Here is a 25,197-nt window from a genome sequence, read left to right on the forward strand (position 1 = left end):
GTTCGCGGACGGGCGGCATCCATGAGAGGGGGACCGGGGCGTTGAACGACGACACCGTCCGTCTGTCCATGATCGGCAGGATCGTGCGCCGCCGCTGGCGTGTCCTCGCCGCCCTCGCCGTCCTCGGCGCGCTCGTTGGGGCCGGCGCCTCATTGATCTTCTCCCCCGGCTACAAAACGACTTCGCAGGTGTTGTTGCAGGGCGCGCCCGATTCCAGCGAGCTGATGACCGAAACGCAGATCGCGACCAGCTCGGTGGTGCTGGACCGCACCGCGCAGGCGCTGGCCTGGGGCGTGTCCGGGGCCGAGCTGCACGACTCGGTGAGCGCGGCCGCGGCCGACGGCAACATCGTGGGGATCACGGCCGAGGCGGAGACCCCGGAGAAGGCGCAGCTGCTGGCCGACCAGGTCGCCAAGGAGTACGTCAACTACTCCTCCCAGCTGATCGGCAGCACCGCGGACGCGGCCAGCCAGATCCGCCAGGAGCAGGAGGACGCGCTGCGCCGCCAGGTGCAGGAGACCAACGACCGCATCACCGACCTGTCCCGCCGCGTGCAGGGCGTGACGGTGGAGAGCGTCGAGGTGCGCACCCAGCTGGAGACGCTGCGGACGGCGCTGACCGAGGCGATGGCCAAGCTCGACCAGCTCGACGGCGGCGGCCGCCAGGCGCAGGTGGTCGTGATGGGCTCCGCCGAGCTGCCGGCTTCCCCCGCCCCGCCGACGATGATCCACTTCGTCGCGGGCGGCGCGCTCGTGTTCTTCCTGCTCGGCGTGCTCGGCCACCTGGTCGGCGCCCGCACCGACCGGCGGCTGCGCAACGAGGCCGAGATCGCGGCGGCGGTCGGCGGGCCGCTGCTGGGCAGCGTGGACGTGCCGGTGACGCCGGAGCACGCGCCCGCCCGCCCCGATGCGCGCTGGTGGGCCAGGCTGCTCAAGACCGACGAACCGTGGAACCTGCCGGAGCTCAACGCCTCCGCGGACGCGGCCAGCCGCGAAATCCGGTACCGCCGCGTGCTCTCCCGCCTCGGTGACGGCTCCGGCGTGTTCTCGCGGGTGCTGGTGCTGGCCGCGCAGGACGACCCGGTGGCCAGGACCGCTGTCGCGCAGCTGGCCGCCGCCGGCCACGGCGGACGCCCCGAGCTGCGCGTGGCGCTGATCGACCCCGAGCGGCCGACGGTGCCGGACGACCGCGAGGCCGCCGGTGTCCTCGTGGTGGTGTCCAGCGGGACCAGGACGGGCTGGGAGCTCGTCGCGATCACCGAGGCCGCCGCCGACGCCGGGCAGCGGGTGCTGGGCGCCGTCGTCGCCCAGCGCACGGCCGCGGTCCCCGAGCCGGGCGGCACGCACACCGCAGGTGACGAAGCATTGGCAGGTTCAGCGTGACGACACCGGACAGCAACCAGAACACGCAACCACTGCTCGACCTGCAGCGGGTGCTGATCGCGATCCGGCGACGGCGCCGCCTGTGGCTCTCCGCCGCGGTGCTGGGGCTGCTCGCGGGCGCGGCGCTGGCGGTCGTGTCGCCGACCCCGCCGACGGCGGTGACCCGGCTGCTCGTGCTGCACGCCGAGGACGCCCCGAACGACAGCGGCACGCTCATCAAGACCGACGTGGCCATCCTCGAAACCACCCGGATCGCCGGGGCGGCGCTGCAGCGGCTCGGCTCGCCGGAGCCGCCGGAGAAGTTCGTCAAGTCCTACACCGGCGCCGGGCTGACCAACAACGTGCTGGAACTCCAGGTCACGGCCCGCAGCTACGGCGAGGCCGTCGCCAAGGCGCAGGCGCTCGCGGACGCGTTCATCGCCGACCACGGCCAGCGCATGCAGGCCGCGGCGGACGCGGAGGCGCAGGCCCTGCTGGGGCAACGCGACCAGATCCAGACCGAGCTGACCGAGGTCGACCGGCAGATCGCCTCGTCGGCGAGCCGCAACAGCCAGATCGGCCCGGCCGAGCTGCAGTCGCTCTACGCCCGGCGCGCCGACCTGACCTCGCGGGTCTCCGACTTCACCAACCAGGCCAACGAGGCGAAGATCGGCACGCCGCAGCTGGCCGCGGGCACGCAGATCGTCGACGCGCCACGCGCGGTCGTCGAGTCACCGCTGACCCCGATGGTCACCAACGCCGGCATCGGGCTCGGGTTCGGGCTCGTCGCCGGGCTGGGCCTGGCCGCGGTGATGAGCGTGGTGCGGGACCGGCCGCTGCTGCGGCGGGAGATCGCCACGCACCTCGGCGCGTCCGTCATCGCGCAGCTGCCGAAGCCCCGGCGGGGGCCGTGGGGAGGCGCCGCCGCGCAACGGGACCGGGTCGCGGCGACCCTGGCCCGCGCGGTCGGCGAGAGCGGCAACGTGTCCGTCCTCGAACTCGGCTGCCCGCGGGTGGCCGCCATGCTCGCGCTGGACGTGGCCCGGCACCTGGACGGTCCGGTCGTGGTCGTGGACGACCTGCCGCACCGCGACGTCACCGCGCTCTCCGGCGAGGTGGGTGAGGGTGTGCGGATCGTCGACGGCAGCACGGCCGAGAAGGCCCGCATCGGGGTCGGGTCGGTGTCGCCCGGGACGGCGTGGACCGACCTGCGCCGGCTGGGCGCGGAAACCGTGCTGGTGGTCCGGGCGGGCAAGGCGGACGCGGCGTGGCTGCACACCGTCGCCCGCCAGCTGGCCGACCTGGGCATCCCGATCATCGGCATCGTGCTCGTGGCGCCGGATCCGCGCGACCGCACGGACGGGACGCTGTGGGACGGGCTGCACACCGCGCTGCGCGGCCGGGCGGCGTTCGCCGAGGCGCGGCCCGCCAACGGCAGCGCCAACGTCGACGACCACCCGACGAAGTGGTTCGCGCCGATCCCCTCGGCCGCGGGGCGGGGCGAGCAGACCGTGACGCTCCAGCCGGTGCACGCCGACCTGCCGACGAAGCAGTTCACGCCGGTCGACGCCCCGGAGGCACACGTGAACGGCAAGCTGCCCCTCGATCGCGAAGGCTGACCATGTGCGGTGTCGCAGGAACCTACCGCTGGCCCGACGGTGGCCCGCTGACCGACCGGCTCACCAAGCGCCTGGCCCACCGCGGGCCGGACGGCGAGGGCCGCTACGACCACGGTGACGTGCACCTCGGCCACCGCCGGTTGTCGATCATCGACCTGTCCGAGACCGGCGCGCAGCCGATGGTCTCCGGCGGTCTGGCGCTGACCTACAACGGCGAGCTGTACAACGCGCCCGAGCTACGGGCCGAACTGATGAGCAAGGGCGTGCGGTTCCGCGGCACCTCCGACACCGAGGTCCTGCTGGAGGCGTGGCGGCGCTGGGGCGTCGAGTGCCTGCCGCGGCTGCGCGGCATGTTCGCGTTCGGGATCTTCGACGAGCGCACCGGCGAGCTGTTCCTCGCCCGCGACCAGCTCGGCATCAAGCCGCTGTTCTACGTGCGCCGCGGCGACGGGATCGCGTTCTCCTCGGAGCTGAAAGCGCTCGCCGGTGAGATCGGCGGGCTGCACGTCGACGAGACCGCGCTGGTCGCGTCGCTGCTCTACTACTGGGTCCCGGACAGCCGGTGCGCGTTCCGCGAGGCGCGCAAGCTGCCGCCGGGATCGTGGCTGCGCGTGCGCCCGAACGGCCGGGTGGACACCGGCCGGTACTGGATCCTGCGGGACGTCGCGACCGAGGCCCGGCACGGCCCGCCCGCCGACCTGGCCGCGGTCGTCGAGGACTCCACCCGCAAGCACCTGCTCTCCGACGTGCCGGTGGCGACGTTCCTGTCCGGCGGCCTGGACTCCAGCTACCTGACCGCGCTGGCCGCCAGGTACTCCCCCGGGATCTCCGCCTACACCATCGGGTTCCGCGCCGAGGACGCGAAGTTCGAGGCCATGCCGGACGACCTGCGGTACGCGCGGATCGTGGCCGACCGCTTCGGCGTCGACCTGCACGAGATCGAAATCGCGCCGAACGTGCAGGAACTGCTGCCACACCTGACCTACCACCTGGACGAGCCGATCGGCGACCCGGCGGCGATCAACAGCTACCTGATCTGCCTGGCCGCGCGGGAGGCCGGCGTGAAGGTGATGCTGTCCGGGATGGGCGCGGACGAGCTGTTCGCGGGTTACCGCAAGCACCTGGCGAACCTGATCGCGTTGCGCTACCAGAAGATCCCCGGCGCGGTGCGCACGCCGCTGGAGTCCGTTGTGGACCGGCTGCCGGTGGCGACGTCGAAGCGCGGGTTCCGGTCGGTCCGCTTCGCCAAGCGGTTCCTGTCCTTCGCGACCCTGCCGGAGGAGACCGCGTTCCGGCGCAGCTACACGATGTACGACCGGGACGAGCTGGCCGGGCTGGTCGCGCCCGACCTCGCCGGCGCGGTGGACGACGTGCTCACCGAGCACGCCGACACCTACCACGACAACCTGCTCGACGACTTCGTCAACCGGATGTGCCTCGCCGACGCGCGGATGTTCCTGCCGGGGCTGAACCTGACCTACACCGACCGCTCCACCATGGCCGCCTCCACCGAGGTGCGCGTGCCGTTCGTGGACGTCGAGGTCGTCAAGGCCGCGTTCAGCCTGCCCGGCAACCGCAAGATCGCCGGGCGGCAGGGCAAGGCCGCGCTGAAGGAAGCCGCGCTGTCGATCCTGCCGAAGGAGATCGTCTACCGGCCGAAGGGCCTGTTCAGCGCCCCGCTGCGGGCGTGGATGAGCCGCGATCTGGCGCCGCTGGTGCGCGAGGTCGTGCACGACGGCGTCCTCGTCCGGTCCGGGTTCCTGCGGCGCGAGGCGTTGCAACGGCTGGTCGACGAGGACGCCGCGGGCCGCGAGGACCGGTCCAAACACCTCTGGCACGTCTTGACCCTGGAGTACTGGTACCGCAGCGCGACCGAAGCCGGTGCGGCCGAGCGAGCAGCGTAAGGAGCCCTGGTGAAGCAGGTCGTACAGAACTACAAGAGCGGCGAGCTGGCGCTGCTGGACGTCGAAGCGCCGGCGTGCAAGCCGGGCGGCGTGCTCGTGCGGACCGCGTTCTCGTTGATCTCCACCGGCACCGAGATGATGAAGGTGTCCGAGGCGAGCATGTCGATGCTGGGCAAGGCGCGGTCGCGGCCGGACCAGGTCGCCAAGGTCGTGCAGAGCGTCGCGACCAACGGCGTCGGCGCCACCTACCGCAAGGTGATGAACCGGCTCGACTCCTACACCCCGCTGGGCTATTCGCTGTGCGGCGTGGTCGAGGAGGTCGGGCCCGGGTTGGAAGGCACCGTCGATGTGGGCGACCTGGTCGCCTGCGCGGGCAACGAACACGCGCTGCACTCCGAGCTGAACTGGGTGCCGAAGAACCTCTACACGCGGGTGCCCGCCGGGGTCGCGCCGCGGCACGCGTCGTTCGCCACCGTCGGCGCGATCGCCATGCAGGGCGTCCGGCGCGGCGAACCGCAGCTCGGCGACGTCGCGCTGGTCATCGGGCTGGGCCTGATCGGGCAGCTGGTCGTGCAGCTGCTGGCCGCGTCCGGCGTGCGGGTGGTCGGGGTGGACCCGGACCAGGAGCGGTGCAAGCTGGCCGAACGGCTCGGCGCGTCGGTGTGCGGGCACCCCGGTTCCGGGGACGTGGAGATCGCGGTCGGTGAGCTGACCGCCGGGCACGGCGTCGACCAGGTGTACCTCGCCGCGGGTGGCAGCACGAACGAGCCGGTCGAGCTGGCCGCGAAGCTCGCGCGCGACCGCGGCCGCGTGGTCGACATCGGCAAGTGCCGGCTCGACCTGCCGTGGAACGCCTACTACGAAAAGGAACTCGACGTCCGGTTCTCCCGCTCGTACGGTCCCGGCCGGTACGACCCGGAATACGAGCTGGACGGCCGCGACTACCCGATCGGTTACGTCCGCTGGACCGAGCGGCGCAACCTGGAGTGCTTCCTCGACCTGATCGCCCGCGGGCGGGTCGACGTCGAGCCGCTGGTCTCGCACGTCGCGGACTTCTCGACCGCCGTGGAGACCTACCGCAGGCTCAACGAGGGCGAGCTGAAGGCCGTGGCCGTCCTGTTCCGCTACCCGGACGTCGAGACCGGCCAGGACGAGCCCGCCCTCGTCGCGGAAGTCCCGAAGCGCGAGCCGATCCGCACGTCGCAGCGGATGGGCAAGGTGCGCACGGCGTTCATCGGCGCGGGCAACTACGCGTCCTCGATGCTGCTGCCGCACCTGGCCGAACGGGAGGACGTCGAGCTGCGCCGAGTCGTCACCACGTCCGCACTGTCGGGCGCGAACGCCAAGCGGAAGTTCGGGTTCGCCGAGGCGACCACCGACGTGGACGCCACACTCGCCGACCCGGAGATCGACGCGGTGTTCGTGGTGACCCGGCACAGCTCGCACGCCGAGCTGACCCGGCGTGCGCTGCTGGCGGGCAAGGCGGTGTTCGTGGAGAAGCCGCTGGCGCTCAGCGAAGCCGAGCTGGGCAAGGTGCTCGGCGCGATCGAGGAGTCCGGCAACGACCGGCTGCAGGTCGGGTTCAACCGCCGGTTCGCGCCGCTGCTGCACGAGGCCACCGGCCGGTTCGGCAGGCGCATCGGCGCGGCGTCGGTGCGGTACCTGGTGAACGCGGGCCGCCTGGAGCACGGCAGCTGGTACAACCAGGCCGGTTCGGAGGGCACCCGGTTCGCCGGCGAGGGCGGGCACTTCATCGACACCGTGAGCTGGCTGCTCGGCGCGGACCCGGTGTCGGTCTACGCCTGCGCCACGCCGGACCAGCAGGACCTGCAGGTCGTGCTGCGGTACCCGGACGGCTCGACCGCGACGATCAGCTACGCCACCAGCGGCTCGACCAGCTTCGCCAAGGAGACGCTGGACGTCGTCGCCGACGGCAAGGTGCTGAAGTTCGACGACTTCGCGCGCGCCTCGGTGTACGGGCGCAAGCGGTGGACCAGCTCACGCCTGCCGAAGGGCCGCGACAAGGGGCAGCACGCCGAGCTGGACGCGTTCGTCACCGCGGTCACCTCGGGCGGGCCGATGCCGGTGCCGCTGGAGTCGCTGGTCGCGACCACGCTCGCCACGCTCGCGGTGCAGACCAGCCTGGCCACCGGCGTGCCGGTCAAGATCGGGACCCCGTCATGACGGACCCCGCCTGGTACCTGCGCCGGCTCTCCCGGATGGGCCCGCGTGAGGTCGCCGGGCGCGCGGCGGACGTGCTGAACCGGCGCAGGCTTCGGCGCGCGCTGCCCAAGGCGTCCGCTCCGCTGCCCGGCCGCCGGTTCACCGCCGTGCTGCCCGAGGGCGTGCAGGTCCCGGCGGACGCGCGGGCACGCGTGCTGGAGACCGCGGACCGGCTGCTCGACGGCCGCGCCGAGTACTTCGGCCTGCGGCGGCACGACATGGTGAGCCCGGACTGGTCGTTCGACCCGAAGACCGGGCGGCACGCGCCTACCGACACCTTCGCCTTCGACATCCCGTACCGGCACGAGGGCGTCGTCGGCGACATCAAGCAGATCTGGGAGCCGTCGCGGCACCAGCACCTCACCGTGCTGGCCACCGCGTACGCGCTGACCGGCGACGACCGCTACGCCGAGCGGGTCGCCGACCACCTGAAGTCGTGGTGGGCGGCGAACGCGCCGATGACGAGCGTGCACTGGGTCAGCGGGATCGAGCTGGGCATCCGGCTGCTGTCCTGGGTGTGGGTGCGGCGGCTGCTCGACGGCTGGCCCGGCGCGCCCGGGTTGTTCGAGGACAACCCCGAGGCGCTGCACCAGATCTGGCACCACCAGCGGTGGCTCGCGACCTTCCCCAGCCGCGGGTCGTCGGCCAACAACCACGTCGTCGCCGAGGCGGCCGGGCAGCTGGCCGCCTCCTGCGCGTTCCCGTGGTTCCCCGAGTCGGCCGTCTGGCGGTCCGCCGCGCTGCGCTCGCTGGACGAGCACCTCGCGGCCAACACGTTCGGCTCCGGCCTGAACCGGGAGCTGGCCACCGAGTACCACGGCCTGGTCCTCGAACTGGGCCTGGCCGCGGCGATCGAGGCCGGCCCGGCGGCGCCGGACTCGCTGTGGCGGACGCTGCTGCGGATGACCGACGCGCTCGCGGCCGTCGTCGACGTGCGGCTGCACCCGCCGCGGCAGGGCGACAGCGACGACGGGCACGGGCTCGTGCTCGACGGTGCCGGTGTCAACCGGTGGTCGTCGCTGCTGGCCACCGGGGACGTCCTGTTCGGACGGCTGGACTGGTGGCCGAGCCCGCGCGGTGGGGACGCCCGCACGCCGCTGCTCACCGCGCTCGCCCGCCGGTTCGCGGCCGCGGACCGGCCACGCACGCGGCCGGACCACTTCGCCGACGCCGGGCTGACGCTGCTGCGCACCACGCCCCAGGACGGCCGCGGCGAGATCTGGTGCCGCTGCGACGGCGGCCCGCACGGGTTCCTGTCCATCGCCGCGCACGCGCACGCCGACGCGTTGTCGGTCGAGGTGCGGCACGACGGCGTCGACATCCTCGCCGACCCGGGGACCTACTGCTACCACGGCGAACCCAGGTGGCGGGCGTACTTCCGGTCCACGCTCGGCCACAACACGGTGCAACTGGACGACACCGACCAGTCCACGTCGGGCGGCCCGTTCCTGTGGACGCGGCACGCACGCACCCGGGTACTGTCCCGCCCCGGCGGCGGCGTGCCGCGGTGGTCCGCCGAGCACGACGGCTACCGGCCCGCCGTGCACCGGCGCACGGTCGAACTCGACCCGGCCGAACGGGAACTGCGGATCACCGACGAGATCACCGACGACCGGCACCACCCGGCGCGGCTCGCGTTCCACCTCGGACCGCGGGTGAGCGCCGAGCTGACCGGCAACGCGGCGGTGCTGACGTGGACCGCGGGCGGCCGCGACCGGGCGGCGATCCTCGACCTGCCCGCGGGGCTCACCTGGACCGCGCACCGCGGTCAGACCGATCCGCCGCTCGGCTGGTACTCGCCCGGCTACGGCCGCCGCGAACCGGCCACGACCCTGATCGGCAGTGGGCTCACCGGGCGTGCCGGCCCGCTCACCACACTGCTGCGCTTCGCCGACTAGCCGGAGGTTGCCCGCCGTGCCCGCACCAACGACGACACGAGCCCGCTGGGTGGCGGTGTTCCTCGGCGTCCTGGCGCCACTGGCCGCGCTCGCGTGCACCCCCAGCCCGGAACCGGCGGACACCACCGCGACGCTGGCGGGTTCCGGGGCGTGCGGCAACCTGCCGCCCGGCCCCGCGGAGCCGCCCGCAGGCGCGGTCGTCGTCGACGCGGCCGTGCACGGCGACCTCCAGGCCAAGACGAAGGCCAGCCCGCCGGGCACGACGTTCTGGCTGCAGCCGGGCACGCACACCCTCGGCACCAACGAGTTCGACCAGGTCATGCCGAAGGACGGTGACACCTACACCGGCGCCCCCGGAGCGGTCGTCGACGGGCGCGACACCAACCGCTACGCCTTCACCGGCAAGGCGAGCGGGGTGACCATCGAGCACCTCACGGTGACCGGGTTCGACGCACCGGACAACGAGGGCGTGGTCAACCACGACTCCGGCGCGGGCTGGGTCATCCGGTCGAACCTGCTCACCGACAACCGCGGCGCCGCGATGATGGCAGGCGCACGCCAGGTGATGACGGACAACTGCCTGAAGGACAACGGGCAGTACGGGCTCAACGCCTGCTGCGGCGACGTCACCGACATCGTGCTGGAAGGCAACGAGTTCGTCGGCAACAACGCCGACGACGTGGAGAGCAAGTACGCCGACGGCTGCGGCTGCACCGGCGCGATGAAGTTCTGGGAGGTCGACGGCGCCGACATCCGCGGCAACTGGATCCACGACAACCGCGGGCCGGGCATCTGGGCGGACACCAACAACAACGACTTCCTCATCGAGAACAACGACGGCGCCGCGATCTTCTACGAGACCAGCTACAACGCGACCATCCGCGGCAACACGCTGAAACGCAACAACCTGATCAGCGGGCGCGAGTTCGTCGACCGCGACGACAACTTCCCGGCCGCGGCGGTCTACATCTCCGAGTCCGGCGGCGACGCGCGCGTGCCCGCCCGCACCGACCGGATCGACATCCACGACAACGAGCTCCAGGACAACTGGGGCGGGGTCACGCTGTGGGAGAACGCGGACCGGTTCTGCAACAGCCCCGCCAACACCTCCACCGGCACCTGCACGCTCGTCGTCGGCGACGTCGCGAAGTGCGCCCCGCCGGGCATCGACACCGACCCGCTGCACGGCGACTGCCGCTGGAAGACGCAGAACGTGCAGGTCCACGGCAACCGGTTCGAGGTGAACCCGCGGAACATCGGCTGCCAGGCGATGTGCGCCCGGATGGCGTTGCTGTCCAACTACGGCAGCTCGCCGGACTGGTCGCCGTACCAGGGCGACGTGGTCCCGCAGGCCATCACCTTCGACCAGAACAACCGCTGGTACGGCAACACCTACCTGGGGCCGTGGACCTTCGTCGCACACGACGCGAGCAGGCTGGTCGAGCAGATCGAGTGGCAGGGCCCGGCCTACCGGCAGGACGCGGGCAGCACCTTCGCGGTGGGGGGCGGCAAGTGATGAGCCTCACCGGCATCCGGCCGCGGACACTCGACGAGGACGACGTCGCCCGCAGCCCGCGCACCTTCCGGATCCTGGGCGCGATCTGGGCCCTGATGATCTTCAACACCCTCGCCACCCAGGGCGTCTCGGCGCTCATCCCGATCCCGCGCCCGGTCACCCAGGCCCTCACGATGAGCGCGGTCGGCATCGCGTTCGCGCTCGCCCTGATCCTCAACCCGCGCGTGAAGATCCGGCCCAGCGCGTTCCTGGTGCTGCTCAGCCTGCTGCTGGTCGCGAGCTTCGCGAGCAGCGTGCGCATGGAGTCCGGCTTCGGCTCGCTGTTCCGGTGCGCCAGGCTCGGGTTGTTCGTCGGGACGTTGTGGCTGATCAGCCCGTGGATGAACGGCTCGATCTGGTTCGTCCGCCAGCACATCAGGGTGCTGACCGTGCTGCTCGTCTCCGTCGCCGTCGGCCTGGTGATCTCGCCCGGTCTGGCCATGCCCGAACTCAACGACGGCAGGCTCACCGGCGTGCTGTGGCCGCTGACCCCGACGCAGATCGGGCAGTACGCCGCGATCGTCGCCGGGCTGGCCGTGCTGCTGTGGATCAACAGGCTCACCGACGCGCGCAGCGTGGTCATGGTCGCCGGCCCGGCGATCGTCCTGCTCGTGCTGACCCACACCCGCACTGCGACCCTCGGCCTGGTCTCCGGGCTCGTGGTCGCGATGCTGTCGATGTGGCTCACCAGCGGCCGCGCCCGCAAGGCGTTCGCCTGGGGCATCGCCGTGGCCGGGATCGGCGCCGTCCTGCTCGGGCCCCTGCTGCAGACCTGGGTCCTGCGCGGCCAGGACGCGGAGAACTTCGGCAACCTCACCGGCCGTGCGAAGGTGTGGGAGCGGCTGCTGTCCGCCCCGCGCACCTGGTTCGAAGAGATCTTCGGCACCGGGCTGTCCAACAAGTCCTTCGACGGCCTGCCCATCGACAACAGCTGGCTGGCCGTCTACCACGAGCAGGGCTACCTGGGCGCCACGATCGTCGTGTTGTTCCTGGTGACGCTCGTCGTGGTGGCCATCGCCCGCCCACCGTCGCCGGGGCGTGCGTGCGCGTTGTTCCTGATCACGTACTGCCTCGCGGCCTCCTACACCGAAGCCGGCCTCGGGGACGCGTCGCCGTACCTGCTGCACCTGGCGGTCGCGGCCGGCCTGCTCGCCGGTACTCCACAAAGGACGGTACCGCGGTGAGCGCCGCGCCCGTAACGGACCAGCGCCCGCGCGCGACCTCAAGACATCGCAGAGAGGTGGTCGAACCGTGAGCCAGCCAGGGGTTCTGCTCGATCGCGACGGCACGATCATCGTCGACAGCGGGTATGTCGGCTCCGTCGACCGGGTCGAGTTCATCGACGGGTCCATCGCGGCGATCGCCGCGCTCAACCGGGCCGGCGTCCCGGTCGCCGTGGTGACCAACCAGGCCGGCGTCGCCCGCGGGTACTACGGCATCGCCGACGTGGAGCAGGTCCACAAGCACATGATCGCCGAGATGGCGCGGCACGGCGCGCACGTCGACCTGTGGCTGTTCTGCCCCTACCACCCGGACGGCATCGTGGAGGCGTTCGCCCGGCGCAGCGCCGACCGCAAGCCGGGGCCGGGCATGGCGCTGGCCGCCGCGGAAGCGCTCGACCTGGACCTGTCCGCGTCCTGGGTGGTCGGGGACAGCCCGGCCGACGTCGGGCTCGCGCGAGCCGTCGGCGCGAAACCGCTGCACGTCGGGCCGCCCGGCTCGGCCGTGATGGGCGTGGACACGTTCCCCGACCTCGCCGCCGCCGTGCGGTTCATCCTCGGCGGCGACACCGCACCGGCGCCGGAGCAGCAGAAGGCGCCCAAGTTCCCGGCCGCGAAGTTCCACCGGGCCGACTCCTACGGCGGCGCCTACGTCGCCGAACTGGCGCGGGCCTTCGCCACCGTGGACCTGGAGCAGGTCAGCCGCGCGGCGAAGATCCTGAACGCCGCCTACGACCGCGATGCGGCCGTGTTCGCCTGCGGCAACGGCGGATCCGCGTCGATCGCCAACCACCTGCAGTGCGACCACGTGAAGGGCGTGCGCAACGGCACCGGCGTCACCACGCGCGTGCAGAGCCTGAGCACCAACGTGGAGCTGTTCAGCGCGATCGCCAACGATCTCGGCTACGAGCACGTCTTCGAGTACCAGCTGCAGTCCCAGGCGCGGCCGGGCGACGTGCTGATCGTCATCTCGTCCTCGGGCCGCTCGCCGAACATCGTGCGGGCACTGGACTGGGCGGCGGCGCACGAAATGCCGACGATCGCGCTCACCGGTTTCGCGGGCGGGCCGGCCCGCCGCCGGGCCGAGGTCTCCATCCACGTCGACTCCGCCAACTACGGCGTCGTCGAAGACGCCCACCAGGCGTGCATGCACCTGCTGGCCCAGTACGTCCGACAGTCGAGGATGACCCCAGATGCCGTTGTCTCGCAGACATTCTGACCGCATGCGCGTCGCGATCAACCTGCTCACCGACGACCCGTTCAACCCGTCGGGCGCACACTGGTTCTGGACCCGCGTCATCCCCGAGATGACCCGGCTGCTCCGCGACGGCGAGTCGTTCCACCTGATGGTGAGCCCGAAGTCGCGGCCGACACACGACTACGGCCGCAGCGTCGGTTACATCACCTACCCGTGGTCCAACGAGAAGCGCAACCTGCGCACGCTGTCGGAGCACCTGTACTCGCCGCTACGGCTGCCGCTGAGCGGGATCGACGTGCTGAACACGCTGATGGCGCCGATCGTGAAGTCGGCGCCGAAACTCGTGGTGCACATCAAGACACTGCACGCGTACACGACACCGCACGCGATCTCACCGCCCGCGCGGCTGTACCGCCAGCTGAGCTACCCGCGCACCGCGCGGCTGGCCGACGCGATCATCCTCAACTCACGCAGCCTGGTGGACGAGGTGCAGCAGTACCTGAAGGTGGATCCGGCGAAGATCCGGCTCATCCCGGAGGCGGTGGACCACGAGCTGTTCAACCCCGGCGACCGGGACGAGGCGTTCGCGCACGTCGCGAAGCGGTACGGGGTGCGCGAGAACTTCGTGTTGTTCGTGTCGTCGCTGTGGCCGTACAAGAACTGCGAAGGCCTGATCCGGGCGTTCGCCGCGGCGAAGTCCGACCTCGGCGGCAGGCAGCTGGTCGTCGTCGGACCCGGCCGGGACGTCGAGTACGTCGGCGAGCTCAAGGCGCTGGCCGCGCGGCTCGGCGTTGCGGACGACATCGTGTGGGTGGGCGGGGTGCCGCTGGAGGAGACGGTGCACTTCTACCGCGCCGCGGACGTGTTCGTGTACCCGTCGCACAACGAGACGTTCGGCCTGCCGATCCTGGAGGCCATGGCCTCGGCGTGCCCGGTGGTCACCTCGAACGTCACGGCGATGCCGGAGACCGCGGGCGGGGCGGCGCTGCTGGCCGACCCGAAGGACGCCGACTCGATCGCCGACCAGATCGTCAAGGCCTGCGGCCCGGAGGGCGAGCGGCTGCGCGCCCGCGGACCGGAACGCGCGGGCGAGTTCACCTGGGCGGCCACCGCCGCGCGGACGCTCGACGTGTACCGGGAGGTGCACGCTCGATGAGGGTCCTGGTCACCGGCGGCGCCGGCTTCATCGGCTCGCACACCTGCGACCGGCTCGTCGAACTGGGGCACGAGGTGGTCGTGCTGGACGTGCTGGCCGCGCCGGTGCACCGCGACGGCAGGCCGAACCACCTCACGCCCGGCGTGGAGTTCTACGAGGGCGACGTGCGCAACCGCGACCTGATGCGCAACCTGCTGCGCCGCGTGGACGCGGTCTACCACTTCGCCGCCTACCAGGACTACCTGCCGGACTTCGCGAAGTTCACCGACGTCAACGTCACCTCGACCGCGATGATCTACGAGATCGCGGTCGCCGAGAAGCTCGACCTGCAGCGGATCGTCGTGGCGTCCTCGCAGGCGGCGATGGGCGAAGGGCTGTACCGGTGCGCGGTGCACGGCGAGCAGACCCCGGACATGCGCCCGGAGTCCGCGCTGCGGGCCGGGCGCTGGGACATCGGCTGCGCGGTGTGCGGCGAGCCGATCGAGGTGCTGCCGACGCCGGAGCGCATCGCCAACCCGCAGAACGCCTACGGCATGTCCAAGCACGGCGAGGAGGTCGTGGCGGTCAACCTCGGGCGCCGCTACGGCATCCCGACCGTCGCCCTGCGCTACAGCATCGTGCAGGGCCCGCGGCAGTCGGTCTACAACGCCTACTCCGGCGCGTGCCGCATCTTCAACCTGCACTACCTGCTGGGCGGCGCGCCGACGCTGTACGAGGACGGGCAGAACATCCGCGACTACGTCAACATCCACGACGTCGTCGACGCGAACGTGCTGGTGCTCGCCGACGACCGCGCGGCGGGGCGGGTGTTCAACGTCGGCGGCGGGACCGGGTACACCACCCAGGAGTTCGCCGAGGTGGTGCGCCGGCAGTACGGATCGGACCGGCCGGGCCGGATCAGCGGCGAGTACCGCTTCGGCGACACCCGGCACATCCTCTCCGACGTCGACGCGCTCAAGCAGCTGGGCTGGTCCCCGAAGCGGACCCCGGCGGACTCGGTCGCCGAGTACGCCGCGTGGTTGCGGGACATGCCGGGCCTGGAGGAAATCCTCGCCGAGGCCGACGCGAAGATGCGCTCGCTCGGCGTGGTGCGCAAGGCGGGGTCGTGAAGGCGTTCCTGCTCGCGGCCGGGCTGGGGACGCGGTTGCGGCCCCTGACCGACCACACGCCCAAGTGCCTCGTCGAGATCGGCGGGCGGCCGATGCTGGACATCTGGCTGGACGCGCTCGAAGCGGCTGGGGTGGACGAGGTGCTGGTCAACCTGCACCACCTCGCGCCGCTGGTGTGGGCGCACCTGGCCGAGCGGCGGGGCGGCCCGCTCGTGTGCACCGCCGAGGAGCCGGAACTGCTCGGCAGCGCGGGCACCCTGTCGGCGAACCGGGACTTCGTCGCGGGCGAGGAGATGTTCCTGGCGCTCAACGCCGACAACCTGACCGACTTCGACCTCCGGGTGCTGATCGAGGCGCACCGCGCGGGCGGTGCGATCGCGACGTTGTCGGTGTTCCGGGCGCCCGATCCGACCCAGTGCGGGATCCTCACGGTTGCCGACGGTCTGGTGACGGGGTTCGTGGAAAAGCCAGTCGACCCGCCGGGCGACCTGGCCAACGCGGGGATGTACGCGTTCTCCCCCGCCGTGCTCGACCTGATCGGCCCGCCGCCCCGGGACATCGGCTACGACCTGCTGCCCGCGCTCGTCGGGCACGCCCGCGCGGTCTCCGTGGGCGACTCCTGGTTCCTCGACATCGGCACCCCCGCGGCCCTGGCCAGGGCGCGCGAAGTCTGGCAAGGCAGGCGAGCATCGTGATCATCACCCAGACCCCGCTGCGCATCGGGCTCGTCGGTGGCGGGACCGATCTGCCCAGCTACTACCGCGAACACGGCGGCCGGGTGCTCAACGCGGCCATCGACAAGTACGTCTACGTCGTGGTCAAGCAGCGCTTCGACGACGAGATCTACGTCAACTACTCGCGCAAGGAGATCGTTTCCCGCGTCGAGGACCTCGAGCACGAGCTGGTGCGCGAGGCCATGCACATGACCGGGGTGCGCAGCGGCGTGGAGATCACCACGCTCGCCGACATCCCGTCGGCCGGGTCCGGGCTCGGGTCGTCGTCCTCGGTGACGGTGGGCCTGCTGCACGCGTTGTTCGCCTACCAGGGCAGGCAGGTGACGGCCGAGGAGCTGGCCGAGCGGGCGTGCGCGATCGAGATCGACCGGTGCCGCAAGCCGATCGGGAAGCAGGACCAGTACGCGGCCGCCTTCGGCGGGTTGTGCGACCTGCAGTTCGGGCCGGGCGACGCGGTCGGGGTCGAGCAGATCGACCTGCCGCGCGCGGACTGGCGGAAGCTGCAGGACGAGCTGATGTTGTTCTTCACCGGCATCACCCGCAGCGCCGACAAGATCCTCGGCGAGCAGAACGCGAACGTCGGGAACAAGCTCGCCCAGCTGGGGCAGCTGCGCGACCTCGCGGGAGAGGCGGCGGACGGCCTGCGCGGCGGCGAGCTGTCCGCGCTGGGCACCGCGCTGCGCAAGAGCTGGGAGGCCAAGCGCTCGCTCGCGTCCGGGGTGTCCAACCAGCAGATCGACGAGGCCGTCGACGCGGCGCTGTCGGCGGGCGCGACCGGGGCGAAGGTGACCGGCGCGGGCGGCGGCGGGTTCCTGCTGGTCAGCTGCCCGCTGGAGCACCAGCAGGCGGTGCGCGCCCGGCTCGCCACGATGACGGAACTACCGATCAAACTGGAGCGGCTGGGGTCCCGGATCATCTTCAACGTGCACCGCGACATCTGGAGCTGACCAGCGCCGCGGCAAGACCGACAGCGACGAGCAGCAGATCGACGGCGTCCGCGAGCCGCACGTCGAAACCGGGGATCAGCTTCGTCGAAACAGTGTGCAGGTGCAGCACGACGAGGGTGAGCGCGCCCACCGCGACGCGGTCCGCCGTGCGGGTCAGCTCACCGCGCACCGCCATGCCGATGCCCAGCGCAACCGGCACGAAGAGCACCAGCAGGTCATACGGCGCGTGGTAGAAGCCGACGAGCATCGCCGTCGTGATCCCCGCGGCCACCGTCAACGGCCGCCTGGTGGCGCGCACCACGAACACGACGGCCACGACCGCCAGCAGCGGAACCGCGATCTGCAACCACGCGGGCGGCTCGGTCAGACCCCAGCGCGCGAGCTGCCCGAGCAGGTCGAAGCGCCGCTGGACGGGGTTGCTCAACCCGGTCGGCGCCACATCGGAACTCAGCACCGCGAGGTCACGCAGAACCGACCGCACGAAGCCGGCGGGACCGCCGGCGGCGATGGTGCACGCGACCACCACCGGCACCGACGCCACAGCCAGCCACAGCACGCCGCGCCAGGCCGATCGCAGCCGCCCGCCGACGGCCGCGGCCAGGGCGAACACGCCGAACTGCACCTTGATCAGGACCAGCGCGACACCCCAGCCGGCCCCGGGCTTCGCGGTGGCCAGTGAGCGGAGGATCAGCACCGCGCCGAGCACGCCGAGCAGGCTGCCCAGTTGCACGGAAATCGCGCCGCGACCGGGATACCAGATGTTGCACCAGAGCAGGCCGAGCGGAACCGCGAAATCGGCCAAGTGCGGCATCGACCATTTCGCCAGAATCCGCAACATCACAACAGCGACACCGATCGAAAGGACTTGGAAAAGGGCGACCGAAAAAAGGTAAGGGAGTGGCGCGAGTGGAACCGCGAGGGTCAGCCAGGCCGGCGTGTAGAGCGACATCGGCAGCGCCCACGGGTACGTCGCGAGGTAGGTGTCGGGATCGTACGGGTTCCCGCCGCTGAGCAGGTCACGGCCAGGAGTCCAGACCGTGTCCCGGAAGTCGAGGAAGTACCCCTCCGCGCCCCGGAAGGACTCCCCGGGCCGGATCGGCTGCGCGAACATCACCGACAACCGGACCGCGATGGCGGCGGCCACGAAAGCCCACAACACGACGATCCAGCGTCGGGCCGTCGTTTTCCCAGCGGATTTACCCAGACGAACAGCGACAGCCATGATTACCCCTTCCACATTCCCCGGCGGACAAGTCGGAAGGTCGTTGAACCACGTTACGACAATGGCGTGTGATGCATTCGGCTCACCATTTCCGCCTGCCGGGTGGAAACAATCCGTCGCTTGGCGGCGACTTCCCCACGTGGAGCAGACGAACGTCCCGCGGCCCGCCGTCCCGCCCGCGCTGCGGGCCCCGCTGGCGGCTGCCGCCGTTGTCGCGGGGGTGGTGGCGGTCGCGCTCGGCGTGCTGTTCACCGGTGACGGCGCCGGCTCCACGCTCGACCAGCGCGCGTACGAGGCGTTGCGGGACAGCGTGCGCGAGCCGTCGTTGTCGTTCGACATCTCGTGGGCCGTCGGGACCGCGGGGGATCCGGCGTGGGCCGCCGGGCTGGTCGTGGTCGTCGCCGCGATCTGCTTCGCCACGCGCCGCCGTCGCCTCGCGCTGCTCGCCGTCGCCGGGCCCGCCGCGACCGGCGTGCTCACCACCGTGGTGAAACCCGTCGTGGACCGGACCATCAACGGCGACCACCTGTCCTACCCCAGCGGGCACACCGCACTGATCACGTCGCTCGGGATGGTCGTCGGGCTGCTGCTCGTGGACCGGTTCCGGCTCGGTCGCGCGGGGCTGCCGCTGGTGTTCGGCCTCGCGGTGCTGTGCGGCGCGGCGATGTCGTGGTCGCAGACCGCGTCCCGGGTCCACTACCTCACCGACACGATCGGCGGGTTCTGCACGTCCCTGGCCGTGGTGGTCGCCGCCGCGCTGGCGATCGATCGAGTAGCCGATCGTGTGAACGCTGGAGGGTAACGGCGCTTTTCGCCCCGACGACTTCCGTAGACGAACACCTTGACGGACGGGGGCGGGGATGACCACGAGGAGCCGGGCGTTCCCGCTCGCGCTCGGGGCCGCCGGCGTCCTCGCACTCGCCGGCGTCGTCGCGGCCGTCGCGCCCGATCCCGGCCCGCCGGCCGTGGTTCCGACCGCGCAGGGCGCCCCCGCCGCTCCCCCCGCACCGCCGGCCGCCGTCTGCGGCAGCCCGGCGCTGACCGGGCCTGCTTCGCCGCCGCCCGGCGCGGTGGTCGTCCCGGCGGGCAGCAACGCAGGCTTCGACTTCAGCACCCCGGGCGCGACGTACTGGTTCGCGCCCGGGGTACACACGCTCGCGCCCGGCGAGTACTCGCAGATCAGCCCCGGCGCGGGCGCGACGCTGCTCGGCGGGCCCGGCGCGGTGCTGGACGGCAACCGCGACAACCGGTACGCCATCACCGGCCGCGCCACCGGCGTCACGATCCGGCACCTGACGATCCGCAACTTCGCCGCGCCCCGCGACGAGGGCGTGGTGAACCACGACTCCGGCGACGGCTGGACCGTCGAGCACAACACCCTGACCCGCAACCGCGGCGCGGCGCTGATGGCGGGCGCGCGCAACCGCATCGCCGGGAACTGCCTGGCGGACAACGGCCAGTACGGCCTGAACGCCTACCAGTCCGGCAACCGCATCACCGGTCTCGTCGTCGAGGGCAACGAGTTCACCGGCAACAACACCGAGGACTGGGAGACGCAGCTGCCCGGCTGCGGCTGCACCGGCGCGATGAAGTTCTGGGCGGTCAACGGCGCCGACGTGCGGAACAACTGGATCCACGGCAACCGCGGCACCGCGGTGTGGGCCGACACGAACAACAACGACTTCCTCATCGAGGGCAACCTCATCGAGGACAACGACGGCACTGGCATCTTCTACGAGATCTCGTACAACGCGGTGATCCGCGGCAACACGTTGCGGGACAACGCGTGGCGCACCGGCCGCGAGTTCGCCGATGAGCGCGACCCGTTCCCGACCGGCGCGATCTACCTGTCCGAGGCCGACGGCGACGCGCGGATCCCGGCCCGCACCGCGAAGATCGAGGTCACCGGGAACCTGCTGGAGAACAACTGGGGCGGCGTCGTGGCCTGGGCCAACGCGGACCGGTTCTGCAACTCGTCCGCGTCGACCACCTCCGACTGCACGCTGATCGTCGGCCCGGAGAACACCTCGGCCTGCTCGCCGCCCGCGATCACCCGCGAACCGCTCTACACCGACTGCCGGTGGTGGACCTCGGAGCTGGAGATCCACGGCAACACCTTCCGGTTCGACCCGGCCGCGGTCGACGGCGGCTGCCCGGTCGAGTTCTGCGGGCGGATGGCGCTGCTGTCCAACTACGGCAGCTCGCCGGAGTGGTCGCCGTACCAGGGCGACGTGATCCAGCGGCACATCGTGTTCGCGGCGGGCAACCGCTGGCACGACAACACCTACACCGGGCCGTGGCGGTTCACGGTCCCGGACATGAGCACGACGGTGCCGGTCCCGCAGTGGACCGGGGCGCCGTACCACCAGGACGCAGGCAGCACGTTCGGATGAGCGGAGGGCCAATGGGACGCAAGTTGTGCGCGGAGAGCGAGTACCCGGCGGCGTTGCTCGCCGTGGCGGGATACCGGCTGCCGGGGAGTGACCGGGCCTTCCCGGCGGAACCGGTGGCCGCCGGGGAGTGGCCCGCACTGCTGGCGGCGGCGCGGAAGCACCGGATGACCGGGCTGCTGACCGCGGCGATCACCGCGGGCGTGTTCCCGGCGACCGGCGAGCAGGCACGCGAGGTGAAGTCCGCGCATGCCACCAACCAGATGCGCGTGCTGGTGCTGGAGCACGAGCTGCTGCGGATCCTGGACCTGCTGGACGGCGCGGGCATCGAGGCGCGGGTGCTGAAGGGCACGGCGGTGGCGCACCTGGACTACCCCGATCCGGCGCTGCGGTCCTTCAACGACCTGGATGTGATGGTGCGCGCGGCGGACATCGACCGGACCGTCGCGGTGCTGGCGACGGCCGGGTTCGAGCGCACGCTCGCCGAGCCGCGGCCGGGGTTCGACCGGCGCTTCGACAAGGGCATGACGTTGCGCCCGCCCGCCGGGTACGAGCTGGACCTGCACCGCACCTTCGTGCTCGGACCATGGGGGCGGCGCGTCGACCTGGACGCGGTGTGGGACGCCGGGCAGGAGTTCTTCATCGGCGGTCGCGCGGTGCGGGCGCTGTCGCCGGCGAACCGGTTCCTGCACGCCTGCTACCACGCGGCCCTCGGCGACTGGCCGCTGCGGCTCGGGTCGCTGCGGGACGTGGCGGAGATGCTGCGGGTTTTGGATCCGGGGCCGGTGCTGGCGCTGGCCGGGTCGTGGGGCGCGGAGGCCGTGGTCGCCGCCGCGGTGGCCGACACGGTGCGCCTGCTGGGGATCAAGGTCCCCGGCCCGCTCGCGCGCTGGGCGGTGGCCTACGTGCCGTCGCCGCGGGACGAGTCGTGGCTGGGGTTGCACACGACGCCGGACAAGACGTTCGCGGCGCAGGCCGTGGCCACCCTGCGGGTCCTGCCGTGGCGCGACAAGCCGGCGTACCTGCGTGCTCTGGTCTTCCCGGACGCGGACTACACGGCGGACCGGCACCGGAACCCGTTGAGCCGCTTCACCTACGCGCTGCGCGAGGTGCGGAAGGGCTCGCCGACCGGGACGCGCTGATGGTCAGCGCCGCAGCCGCGCGACCAGCAGGTTCGAGTCGTCGCCCACCAGGTTGGCGCCGTTGGTCACGTAGACCCGGCTCCCCCGCACCACGACGGCCGTGGTGCCCTGCATGCCGTCCCCGGCGTCCAGCACGGTTTCCCGGGAGCCGTCCGCGCCCACCCGCACGAGCTTGCTGTCCTGGTTGATCGCGGCGAGGATCTCGTCGCCCCGGCCGGTGAAGTCGAAGTCGTCGATGCCCGCGAGCCCGGTGGCCCGGACCTCGGCGGCGCCGCCGGTCAGCGGGATGCGGACGATGGTGCCCCGGTCGGAGTTGCTCGCCCAGACGGCGCCGTCATGGACCTTCAGGCCGTTGACGCCGAAGAAGCCGTCGGGAGCCAGTGCGCGGTCCGCCGACCACACGGTTGCCGCGCCGCCATGCAGCGGGGCCTGCCAGATGCGCCCGCCCGCCGAGTCGGTGATCAGGAAGCGGTCGCCGTCGATGACCAGCGCGTTCGGCATGGTGTCGGCGGGGAGCGGCACGACGAGCCGGGGCGTCCCGGCGCGGACCTGCCAGATCCCGGTCAGCCCGCCCTGTCCCGCGGAGTAGAGGAAGTACACGTCGCCGCGGCCCGAGCGGGCCACCCCGGTGACCACGGGGGTCCCGACGACCGGCGTGGTGCCGCCGCCGTCCGGCGGGAGCGGCATAGTGACGAGCACCCGGACGGCTCCGTCCGGCGCGACCCGCACCACCTGCCGGGCGGGGATCATGCCGATCACCGCACCGCCGCCGGGTTCTGGTGCGATGCTCTCGGCGGCCTGGCCCGCGGCCCGGTCGAAGTGGGCGAGGACGCGCACGTCGGCCAGGCGGGTGCCGCCAGTGTCGGCGCTCGCCGGGACGCCTGCGGTGAGGAGGGCGGCGGTGAGCAGGGCGGCGATCCGGTGGGCGGTCATGCTTCTCCTCGGGTGGTGAAGGTCTCCTGGCCGAGCACGGCCAGCAGCTCCAGCTGGGACACCGCGGCGCTGCCCGGCGCGGGTGAGTACACGATCAGGCGCTGGTCCTGCCGGGCCGTCGCCAGCACGTCGAAGTCCAGCTCGACGAGGCCGATCGCGGGGTGCCGGATGCGCTTGCGGTCGCTGCGGCGGACGGCGACGTCGTGCCGCGCCCAGAGCCCGGCGAACTCGGCGCTCTCCGACCGCAGCGCCTCGACCAGTTGGCGGGCCGCCGGATCGTCCGGGCGGGCCGCGAGGGTGGCGCGCAGGTCGTCGACCTGCGCGTGGCTTTCGTGGTCGTGGTCCTCGGCGGGGTGGCGCTCGCGCATCGCCGGGTCGGTGAACCACCGGTAGGTGCAGCTGCGGGCCAGGCCCCGGAAGCGGGTCTGCTCCCCGAGCAGCGCGTCGGCCATCGCGTTCTGGGCGAGCACGACGTTCAGGTCGGTGGCGATCAGCGCGGGCAGGCCCGTGAGCCCGTCCAGCAGCCGGAGGAGGCCGCGGCTGACGTGCTCGTCACCGCCGGTGCGCGGCGGGGCCTGGTGGCCGGCGAGCCGGAAGAGGTGGTCGCGCTCGTCGACGGTCAGCCGCAGCGCGCGGGTCAGCGCGGTGAGCACGGCGGCCGACGGTCGGGGGCCGCGGCCCTGCTCCAGGCGGGCGTAGTAGTCCGGCGACATGCCGGCGAGCTGGGCGACCTCGAAGCGGCGGAGCCCCGGCGTCCGGCGCCGCCCGCCCGACGGCACCCCGACGTCCCCAGGCTGAAGCAGCGCCCGGCGACGCCGGAGGAAGTCCGCGAGTTCGTTCCGTTCCACGTCCCCAGCATGATCCGCGCGTGGTGCGGACAACCAGGACTTGTCGATACCACCTACCGGGCGGTGGCCAGCCAGACCCGCAGCGGCAACGGCACAGCACGACCCCCGCCCGGTACGGCAACCCGCCCGCACCACCTACCGGGCCGTGGCCAGCCAAGCCTGCTGCAACAACGTCATCGACGGCGCGGGCGGCCTCGCCGACAACCACCCGTCCCGCAGCGCCTGCGCATCCACCAGCTCGTGGTCCACCCCGCGGCCGGTCCACTCCCGCGCGAACGCCCGCGTCCGTTCGGTGAACACCGCGCCCGTGAAGGTCGCCTTCGTCCGGCGTTCCAGGACCTCCCGGGGCAGCAGGTCGCCGAACACGTCGCGCATCGTCGCCGTCCGCCCGCTCCAGCCCCAGAACCCGGCGGCCCGCGCGATCGCCGCCACGAAGTCCGGCTCCGCGAACGTCTGCACGTACCGGCAGTCCAGTTCGGACCCCAGCGTGCGCACGCTCTGGTAACCCAGCCGCGCGCACCGCCGCGTCGTGAACTGCCACGCGTGGCGGCCGGCGTGCAGCTCGTACGCCGCCGCGTCCGCCGCGTCCAGTTCGGCGAGCAACTCCGCCGCGGCAGGCCGCAGCCACGGCCGCTGGTGCCGGTTGCGCAACGCCGCCCGCCGCCGCACCCGCGCCGGGGCCAGCGCACGCACCGCGTCCGGGAACACGCTCGCCCGCACCCGGCCCCGCGCCTTGAGCACCTTCGTCAACGGCGTGATCCGCTTCAGCCCGAACACCTCGTCGCCGCCCTCGCCGGTCAGCAGCACCCCGCCGCGGGCCGCGTCCATCATCCGCCAGGTCGGTGCGAAGTTCGGCGGCCACACCAGCCCGTGCCGCCGCAGCACCGCCGCCGCGATGGGCCCGACCGGGTCGTGCTCGTCGTCCACGGTCAGCACGATCCGTTCGGTGACACCGAGGTGCGTGAGCACGGCGTCCTGCCACGCGGTCTCGTCCGACTCGGGCGCGGCCGGATAACGCAACGTGATCGGCACCGGCAGCGGCAGCCCTTCGCGCCGGGCCAGCGCCACCGCCGCGGCCAGCAACGCGGAGGAGTCCCGGCCACCGGAAAAGGCGACCAGGCACGGTGTGCGGTTCAGGTGGCCGAGCAGGATCCGGTCCAGCACCCGCCGCGGCTCGCCGGGATCGCCCAGCGGCAGCGGGATGAGGTCGTACCCGTTGATCCAGCCACCCGCGATCTCCAGTCGGTCCATTGTGTACAGGGCCACCGGGTGCTCACTTCCGGACAGTCGGCGGACGTGGACAGGTGGTCACGGGCCCGGCGGCCGACCGCCGGGCCCGTGACCGGGAAACGCATCACGAGTAGGCGTCGTTGTCGCCGAGAATCGGGATCGCCCACGTGAGGTTGTCCGGCGAAGAACCAAACAGGTTCGCCTGTGTCAAGTCCGTCACCGAACCCAACAGGGTGATTTCCGGGGTGGTGTAGGGCTCGCGCATGTGTTCACCTCCCCCCGCCACTGGCAGGAACGGGAAAACCGGGGTCACGAAAAGGTCAGGTCCCCGAAGATGGTGCCGGCGGCGAAATCGGCGTCGAGCCGGCTTCCCGACGACTGACCGAGCGTGAGCTCGGACAACGAGCCGATGTCCTCGATGCCCGGGGCGGCGTACTCTTTCTTCATGTCACTCCTTTCCGTTAATCGTCGACGAGCGAGAACCCAAGGACCTCGATCGGGATTCGCC

At 72.1% G+C, this 25,197-nt stretch carries 21 protein-coding genes; 15 read left to right on the plus strand and 6 right to left on the minus strand.

What is annotated here, in order from left to right; genetic code table 11:
• The first annotated feature begins 41 nt into the window (after positions 1-41).
• The 12 genes from AMYTH_RS0125860 (at position 42) to AMYTH_RS0125915 (ending at position 16,924) form a co-directional block, all read left to right on the plus strand.
• A complete protein-coding gene (locus AMYTH_RS0125860; RefSeq protein ID WP_027932703.1) occupies positions 42-1,382 on the plus strand; it encodes a GumC domain-containing protein in 1,341 nt (446 codons plus the stop codon).
• Positions 1,379-2,980, plus strand: a complete 1,602-nt coding sequence (locus AMYTH_RS0125865; RefSeq protein WP_027932704.1) for a Wzz/FepE/Etk N-terminal domain-containing protein — start codon at positions 1,379-1,381, stop codon at positions 2,978-2,980. Before AMYTH_RS0125860 ends, AMYTH_RS0125865 begins: the two co-directional genes overlap by 4 nt.
• A 2-nt stretch (positions 2,981-2,982) precedes the next feature.
• Positions 2,983-4,884 carry an asparagine synthase (glutamine-hydrolyzing) gene (asnB, locus tag AMYTH_RS0125870; RefSeq protein ID WP_027932705.1) on the plus strand — a complete coding sequence of 634 codons (1,902 nt, stop codon included), beginning with the start codon at positions 2,983-2,985 and terminating at the stop codon, positions 4,882-4,884.
• Between the two features lie 9 nt (positions 4,885-4,893).
• Positions 4,894-7,068, plus strand: a complete 2,175-nt coding sequence (locus tag AMYTH_RS0125875) for a bi-domain-containing oxidoreductase (RefSeq protein ID WP_027932706.1) — start codon at positions 4,894-4,896, stop codon at positions 7,066-7,068.
• A complete protein-coding gene (locus tag AMYTH_RS0125880) occupies positions 7,065-9,005 on the plus strand; it encodes a heparinase II/III family protein (protein WP_027932707.1) in 1,941 nt (646 codons plus the stop codon). Before AMYTH_RS0125875 ends, AMYTH_RS0125880 begins: the two co-directional genes overlap by 4 nt.
• Positions 9,006-9,054: 49 nt before the next feature.
• The gene (locus AMYTH_RS0125885; RefSeq protein WP_027932708.1) at positions 9,055-10,521 is read left to right on the plus strand and encodes a right-handed parallel beta-helix repeat-containing protein; all 1,467 of its coding nucleotides are present in this window, start codon (positions 9,055-9,057) and stop codon (positions 10,519-10,521) included.
• Positions 10,521-11,744, plus strand: coding sequence for a membrane protein (locus tag AMYTH_RS0125890; protein ID WP_027932709.1), 1,224 nt, complete (start codon positions 10,521-10,523; stop codon positions 11,742-11,744). The genes AMYTH_RS0125885 and AMYTH_RS0125890 overlap by 1 nt, the downstream gene beginning before the upstream one ends.
• Positions 11,745-11,811: 67 nt before the next feature.
• Entirely contained in the window at positions 11,812-12,999 is a 1,188-nt protein-coding gene (locus tag AMYTH_RS0125895; RefSeq protein WP_027932710.1) for an HAD-IIIA family hydrolase, read from the plus strand.
• 4 nt (positions 13,000-13,003) lie between these two features.
• Positions 13,004-14,134, plus strand: coding sequence for a glycosyltransferase family 4 protein (locus AMYTH_RS0125900; RefSeq protein ID WP_027932711.1), 1,131 nt, complete (start codon positions 13,004-13,006; stop codon positions 14,132-14,134).
• Positions 14,131-15,243 (plus strand): SDR family NAD(P)-dependent oxidoreductase, encoded by a 1,113-nt coding sequence (locus tag AMYTH_RS0125905; RefSeq protein WP_027932712.1) that lies wholly within the window; start codon positions 14,131-14,133, stop codon positions 15,241-15,243. The genes AMYTH_RS0125900 and AMYTH_RS0125905 overlap by 4 nt, the downstream gene beginning before the upstream one ends.
• The gene (locus tag AMYTH_RS0125910; protein ID WP_027932713.1) at positions 15,240-15,938 is read left to right on the plus strand and encodes a nucleotidyltransferase family protein; all 699 of its coding nucleotides are present in this window, start codon (positions 15,240-15,242) and stop codon (positions 15,936-15,938) included. The genes AMYTH_RS0125905 and AMYTH_RS0125910 overlap by 4 nt, the downstream gene beginning before the upstream one ends.
• Positions 15,935-16,924, plus strand: coding sequence for a GHMP family kinase ATP-binding protein (locus tag AMYTH_RS0125915; RefSeq protein WP_027932714.1), 990 nt, complete (start codon positions 15,935-15,937; stop codon positions 16,922-16,924). Before AMYTH_RS0125910 ends, AMYTH_RS0125915 begins: the two co-directional genes overlap by 4 nt.
• Here AMYTH_RS0125915 and AMYTH_RS0125920 read toward each other — a convergent pair.
• A complete protein-coding gene (locus tag AMYTH_RS0125920) occupies positions 16,896-18,146 on the minus strand; it encodes a hypothetical protein (RefSeq protein WP_157360668.1) in 1,251 nt (416 codons plus the stop codon). The two genes, AMYTH_RS0125915 and AMYTH_RS0125920, sit on opposite strands and share 29 nt — an antisense overlap.
• 139 nt (positions 18,147-18,285) lie before the next feature.
• Between AMYTH_RS0125920 and AMYTH_RS0125925 the strand changes: the two genes are divergently transcribed.
• Genes AMYTH_RS0125925 through AMYTH_RS0125935 form a run of 3 tightly spaced genes read left to right on the plus strand, consistent with a single transcriptional unit; the run spans position 18,286 to position 21,678 of the window.
• Entirely contained in the window at positions 18,286-18,948 is a 663-nt protein-coding gene (locus AMYTH_RS0125925; RefSeq protein WP_027932716.1) for a phosphatase PAP2 family protein, read from the plus strand.
• A 58-nt stretch (positions 18,949-19,006) separates the two neighbouring features.
• Positions 19,007-20,539 carry a right-handed parallel beta-helix repeat-containing protein gene (locus tag AMYTH_RS0125930; protein ID WP_027932717.1) on the plus strand — a complete coding sequence of 511 codons (1,533 nt, stop codon included), beginning with the start codon at positions 19,007-19,009 and terminating at the stop codon, positions 20,537-20,539.
• A gap of 11 nt (positions 20,540-20,550) precedes the next feature.
• Positions 20,551-21,678 carry a nucleotidyltransferase family protein gene (locus AMYTH_RS0125935; RefSeq protein ID WP_027932718.1) on the plus strand — a complete coding sequence of 376 codons (1,128 nt, stop codon included), beginning with the start codon at positions 20,551-20,553 and terminating at the stop codon, positions 21,676-21,678.
• 3 nt (positions 21,679-21,681) lie between these two features.
• On the opposite strand, the gene AMYTH_RS0125940 is transcribed toward AMYTH_RS0125935, so the two are convergent.
• The 5 genes from AMYTH_RS0125940 to AMYTH_RS49055 form a co-directional block, all read right to left on the minus strand.
• A complete protein-coding gene (locus AMYTH_RS0125940) occupies positions 21,682-22,611 on the minus strand; it encodes a hypothetical protein (protein ID WP_027932719.1) in 930 nt (309 codons plus the stop codon).
• Entirely contained in the window at positions 22,608-23,459 is an 852-nt protein-coding gene (locus AMYTH_RS0125945; protein ID WP_027932720.1) for a helix-turn-helix transcriptional regulator, read from the minus strand. Before AMYTH_RS0125945 ends, AMYTH_RS0125940 begins: the two co-directional genes overlap by 4 nt.
• 135 nt (positions 23,460-23,594) lie before the next feature.
• Positions 23,595-24,725 carry an asparagine synthase-related protein gene (locus tag AMYTH_RS0125950; RefSeq protein ID WP_027932721.1) on the minus strand — a complete coding sequence of 377 codons (1,131 nt, stop codon included), beginning with the start codon at positions 24,723-24,725 and terminating at the stop codon, positions 23,595-23,597.
• Between the two features lie 88 nt (positions 24,726-24,813).
• Positions 24,814-24,954: a hypothetical protein gene (locus AMYTH_RS49620; protein WP_017986482.1), complete on the minus strand. Its 141-nt coding sequence runs from the start codon at positions 24,952-24,954 to the stop codon at positions 24,814-24,816.
• Between the two features lie 44 nt (positions 24,955-24,998).
• Positions 24,999-25,136: a lasso RiPP family leader peptide-containing protein gene (locus AMYTH_RS49055; RefSeq protein WP_123684071.1), complete on the minus strand. Its 138-nt coding sequence runs from the start codon at positions 25,134-25,136 to the stop codon at positions 24,999-25,001.
• Between the last annotated feature and the right edge of the window lie 61 nt (positions 25,137-25,197).

The organism is Amycolatopsis thermoflava N1165, from assembly GCF_000473265.1.
Classification (GTDB): Bacteria; Actinomycetota; Actinomycetes; order Mycobacteriales; family Pseudonocardiaceae; genus Amycolatopsis_E; species Amycolatopsis_E thermoflava.

Bases quoted from the DNA above. Each gene is read 5' to 3' on its own strand.
- AMYTH_RS0125930 (WP_027932717.1), top strand. From the start codon at position 19,007: ATGACCACGAGGAGCCGGGCGTTCCCGCTCGCGCTCGGGGCCGCCGGC.
- AMYTH_RS0125880 (WP_027932707.1), top strand. From the start codon at position 7,065: ATGACGGACCCCGCCTGGTACCTGCGCCGGCTCTCCCGGATGGGCCCG.
- asnB (WP_027932705.1), top strand. From the start codon at position 2,983: ATGTGCGGTGTCGCAGGAACCTACCGCTGGCCCGACGGTGGCCCGCTG.
- AMYTH_RS0125905 (WP_027932712.1), top strand. From the start codon at position 14,131: ATGAGGGTCCTGGTCACCGGCGGCGCCGGCTTCATCGGCTCGCACACC.
- AMYTH_RS0125900 (WP_027932711.1), top strand. From the start codon at position 13,004: ATGCGCGTCGCGATCAACCTGCTCACCGACGACCCGTTCAACCCGTCG.
- AMYTH_RS0125920 (WP_157360668.1), bottom strand. From the start codon at position 18,146: ATGGCTGTCGCTGTTCGTCTGGGTAAATCCGCTGGGAAAACGACGGCC.
- AMYTH_RS49620 (WP_017986482.1), bottom strand. From the start codon at position 24,954: ATGCGCGAGCCCTACACCACCCCGGAAATCACCCTGTTGGGTTCGGTG.
- AMYTH_RS0125935 (WP_027932718.1), top strand. From the start codon at position 20,551: ATGGGACGCAAGTTGTGCGCGGAGAGCGAGTACCCGGCGGCGTTGCTC.
- AMYTH_RS0125940 (WP_027932719.1), bottom strand. From the start codon at position 22,611: ATGACCGCCCACCGGATCGCCGCCCTGCTCACCGCCGCCCTCCTCACC.
- AMYTH_RS0125890 (WP_027932709.1), top strand. From the start codon at position 10,521: ATGAGCCTCACCGGCATCCGGCCGCGGACACTCGACGAGGACGACGTC.
- AMYTH_RS49055 (WP_123684071.1), bottom strand. From the start codon at position 25,136: ATGAAGAAAGAGTACGCCGCCCCGGGCATCGAGGACATCGGCTCGTTG.